This window comes from Pseudonocardia sp. SID8383 (genome assembly GCF_009864975.1).
GTDB classification, from domain to species: Bacteria; Actinomycetota; Actinomycetes; order Mycobacteriales; family Pseudonocardiaceae; genus Pseudonocardia; species Pseudonocardia alni.
On the sequence record NZ_WWFY01000924.1, the window covers coordinates 1 to 4,043 of the forward strand.

Sequence of the window (4,043 nt, forward strand, 5' to 3'; positions counted from 1 at the left end):
CACGGCCCTCCCGGCTCCGGCACCGACCGGCGACTTCGCCGCGGCCGCCGGGCGGCGCGCCGGCGGGATCCTCGCCACGGCCGCGCTGGTCGTCGCCGCCGTCTGGGGCGGGTCGCAGGTGCTGCCGCTGACCGACGGCGTGACGGTGTTCGGGTCCCGCACGATCGGGGTCCAGGCCGATGCCCCGCGGGTGGGCGGGGTGCTGCTGTTCGGCTCGGTCGAGGTCGTGGTGCCCGACGGCGTCCGGGCGGACGTCTCCGGGTTCACGGTGTTCGGCTCGACCGACTGCCCGACGGCGTGCGCCGCGCCGGGCGACCGGGCGGTGGACGTGCACGTCGTCGGGGCGTTCGGGTCGGTGAAGGTGCTGACCCCGGCCGAGGCCGCGACGCAGGACCGCGACGACGACTGAGGTCTACAGCTTCTGCATCGGGACGCCGCCGATCAGCATCAGCCGGACCGTCCCGCCCGAGCCGAAGTCGATCGTCACCGTCGCGCGCGGGCCGATGCCGTCGGCCGCGACGACGGTGCCCAGGCCGTACTTGTCGTGGTTGACCCGGTCCCCGACGTCGAGGTGCAGCGACTGGTTGTTCAGCGACCTCTCCGGGACCTTCCAGCTCCCGCGATCGGTCGCCTGCGGCCGCTTCCCGAACCCGAACCGCCCCACCGGCGCCGACGGCCGCTGTGCGGCGAGCTGCTCCTCGGTGCGCCGCCAGTCGAGCAGCGACGGGGGCACCTCGTCGAGGAAGCGCGACGCCGGGTTGGTGCTGGGCTGCCCGAACGCGGACCGGACGATCGCCCGGGACAGGTAGAGCCGCTTCTCCGCGCGGGTGATCCCGACGTAGGCCAGCCGGCGCTCCTCGGCGAGCTCCTTGGGGTCCCCGAGGGTGCGCAGGTGGGGGAAGATCCCGTCCTCCCAGCCCGTCAGGAAGACCACCGGGAACTCGAGGCCCTTCGCCGTGTGCAGGGTCATCATCGTGACCACGCCGGAGTCGTCGTCGGGGATGGAGTCCGCGTCCGCGACGAGCGCGACGCGCTCCAGGAACGCGGCCAGCGAGCCGGGCTCCGGGACACCGTCGGGGGTGTCGTCGTAGGTGTCGGCCTCACCCTCGGGGGCCGCGCCGTCGGATGCCCCGTCGGCGGGGGCGGCACCGGAACCGATCGCGGCCCCGCCGTCCGGCGCCAGGTCCGCGACGGCGGCATCCCCCGCGAACTCCCGCGCCACCGTGACGAGCTCGGCGAGGTTGTCCATCCGGGTGCCGTCCTGCGGGTCCTCCGACGCCTGCAACTCCTCCAGATAGCCGGTGCGCGCGTAGACGGCCTCGAGGACCTCGGCGGTGTCGTCGCCGCGCTCGACGAGCTCGCGCAGCTCGTCGAGCATCCGCACGAACCCGGCGATGTTCTTCTGCGAGCGCGTCGCCAGGGCGGGAAGCCGCTGCGGCTCCTCGGCGGCGGCGCGCAGCGCGCGGGCGAACGAGGTGCGCTCGCGCTCGGCGTACTCGGCGACGACGGCCTCGGCCCGGTCCCCGATGCCGCGCTTGGGCACGTTGAGGATCCGGCGCAGGCTGACCGTGTCCTCCGGGTTGGACAGCACCCGCAGGTAGGCCAGCGCGTCGCGGATCTCGCGGCGCTCGTAGAACCGCACCCCGCCGACGACCTTGTAGGGCAGCCCGACCCGCAGGAACACGTCCTCGAAGACGCGGGACTGGTTGTTGGTCCGGTAGAACACCGCGATGTCGGAGTTGCGGTACTCGCCGGTGTCGACGAGCCGATCGATCTCGCGGGCGACGAACGACGCCTCGTCGTGCTCGTTGTCCGCGACGTAGCCGACGACGCGCTCGCCGTCGCCCGAGTCGGACCACAGCCGCTTGTCCCGCCGCTCCGGGTTGCGGGCGATCACCGCGTTCGCCGCGGACAGGATCGTCTGGGTCGAGCGGTAGTTCTGCTCCAGCAGGATGGTCCGCGCGTCCGGGAAGTCCTGCTCGAACTCGATGATGTTGCGGATGTTCGCGCCGCGGAAGGCGTAGATCGACTGGTCCGAGTCACCGACGACGCACAGCTCGCCGGGACGCCCGTTCGCCGTGGCCGGCGCGACGAGCTGGCGGACCAGCTCGTACTGGGCGTGGTTGGTGTCCTGGTACTCGTCGACCATGACGTGCCGGAAGCGACGCCGGTAGTACTCGGCGACGGCCGGCAGCCGGTCCAGCAGCGAGACCGTCTCCATGATCAGGTCGTCGAAGTCGAAGGCGTTCGCCTGGCGCAGCCGCGACTGGTAGACGCCGTAGACCTCGGCGATGCGCCGCTCGTGGTCGGTGGCGGCGCGCTCGGCGGCCTCGTCCGGCGAGACGAGCTCGTTCTTCAGGTTGGAGATCTGGGCGGCCAGTGCGCGCGGGGCGAACTTCTTCGGGTCGAGCTCCAGGTCGCGCCCGACGATGCCGACGAGGCGGCGGGTGTCGTCGGCGTCGTAGACGGAGAAGGCGCTGCGCACGCCGAGGTGCTTGGCCTCGCGCCGGAGGATCCGCACGCACATGGAGTGGAAGGTGGACACCCACATCGGCCCGGAGCGGCGTCCGACGAGGGCGTCGACGCGCTCCTTCATCTCGGCCGCGGCCTTGTTGGTGAAGGTGATCGCCATGACCTCGCCGGGGTGCACCCCGCGCTCGGCGAGCAGCCAGCCGATCCGGTGGGTGAGCACGCGGGTCTTCCCCGACCCCGCTCCGGCGACGATCAGCAGCGGTGAACCCGCATGCGTCACGGCCTCCCGCTGGCGGTCGTTCAGGCCGTCCAGCAGGCGGCGGCCCTGGGCCGTCGTCGGCTCGGCAGCGGCGGCGGGGCCCGTCCCGGGGAGTTCGAACAGCGCACTCATCGTGTCGAACACGGTACGCCGGGGGTCCGACGACCCCGCTCCGGCGTCGCCGGTCCCGGAAACCACGGCGGCCCGGTGCGCCGGGTGGTCTACACTCGCCGCGTGGCTCACGACGGGCGATTTCGCTACGGGTACCGGACCCCGGTTCCCGCTGCGCCGCCCGTCTGAGCCCAGACGCCACCCGCACGCCCCGGAGTCCGACGGACCCGGGGCGTTCGCATGTCCTCGGTCCCGACGGCCCGTGACCGAGACGAGGAGACCATGATCGTGACCGACCCCGCAGCCCCGCAGCCGAGCTCCGGCACGAGCACCGAGGTGCGCACCGGAGCCGACCCCGAGATCGAACAGCTGCGCCGGGAGATCGACCGGCTCGACGCCGAGATCCTCGACGCGATCCTCCGCCGCACCGAGGTCTCGAAGCGCATCGGCGCCGCCCGCATGGCCGCGGGCGGACCGCGCATCGTCTACAGCCGCGAGATGGCGGTGCTGGACCGGTTCGCCGATCTCGGCCCCGAGGGCCGCGAGCTGGCGATGATGCTGCTGCGGCTGGGCCGCGGACGTCTCGGCGGCCGTTGACGACCGTGTGACACCCGGTCGCGCCCGGCGACGGGGGCCGGAGCGGCGACCGCTCGGCGATTCACGCGCAGTACACAGGGCGACACGCCCACACGGGCCCCACCTGGGGTTCAGGTCGGGGCAGGCTTGCGCAACGGTTGCCTTGCGAGGCAACGAGCAGGCCGAGCGGTCGGATACGGCCGATGAACGGGAACCACCCGATCGGGTGACCTGCGACGAGCGGAGTGTGATCACTTGGGGATAGAGGGCTCTTTCCGGTACATCTTCCCGGGTCGAAATGACCCGAAGGAGGACGTGCGGCCGTGACCGACACACCTGCCGGAGCCCCGCTCCCCGGCGCCCCCGGCGCCACCGGGCCCCGCAACGTGGTGAGCGTCGCCGAACTGCTGGCGCGTCACTCGCGTGCATCCCACGCGTCCTCCGACGGTGCGGGGCCGCTCACCGGGCCCGTCCTGTCCGTCGGTGACCTGCTGCGCCGTGAGGGGCGTCCCCCGGTGGCCGACGGTGCGGCCGCCGACGCCGCGTCGGCCGGTGACATCGCCGCCGCGGGTGCCCCGGGCGGCTGGCCGGACATCGACCTCCCGCAGCCCCGCGCCGCGGCCGG

The 4,043-nt window shown here is 73.2% G+C and carries 4 protein-coding genes; 3 read left to right on the top strand and 1 reads right to left on the bottom strand.

Translation table 11 applies throughout. The features are described from left to right. The coding region (locus GTW08_RS22195) for a hypothetical protein (RefSeq protein ID WP_202417535.1) at window positions 1-409 on the top strand (409 nt) is incomplete at its 5' end. A 3-nt stretch (window positions 410-412) separates the two neighbouring features. Here the strand turns inward: GTW08_RS22195 and GTW08_RS22200 are convergent. Continuing rightward, window positions 413-2,863: a UvrD-helicase domain-containing protein gene (locus GTW08_RS22200; RefSeq protein ID WP_073576851.1), complete on the bottom strand. Its 2,451-nt coding sequence runs from the start codon at window positions 2,861-2,863 to the stop codon at window positions 413-415. A 315-nt stretch (window positions 2,864-3,178) separates the two neighbouring features. Here GTW08_RS22200 and GTW08_RS22205 point away from each other — a divergent pair, with 315 nt between their 5' ends. Beyond that, on the top strand, window positions 3,179-3,439 hold the full coding sequence (locus tag GTW08_RS22205) for a chorismate mutase (RefSeq protein WP_149663792.1): 261 nt from the start codon (window positions 3,179-3,181) through the stop codon (window positions 3,437-3,439). 302 nt (window positions 3,440-3,741) lie between these two features. Continuing rightward, window positions 3,742-4,043, top strand: a 302-nt coding sequence (locus GTW08_RS22210; RefSeq protein WP_202417536.1) for a hypothetical protein, incomplete at its 3' end; no start/stop codon positions are given.

Bases quoted from the DNA above. Each gene is read 5' to 3' on its own strand.
- GTW08_RS22200 (WP_073576851.1), bottom strand. From the start codon at position 2,863: ATGAGTGCGCTGTTCGAACTCCCCGGGACGGGCCCCGCCGCCGCTGCC.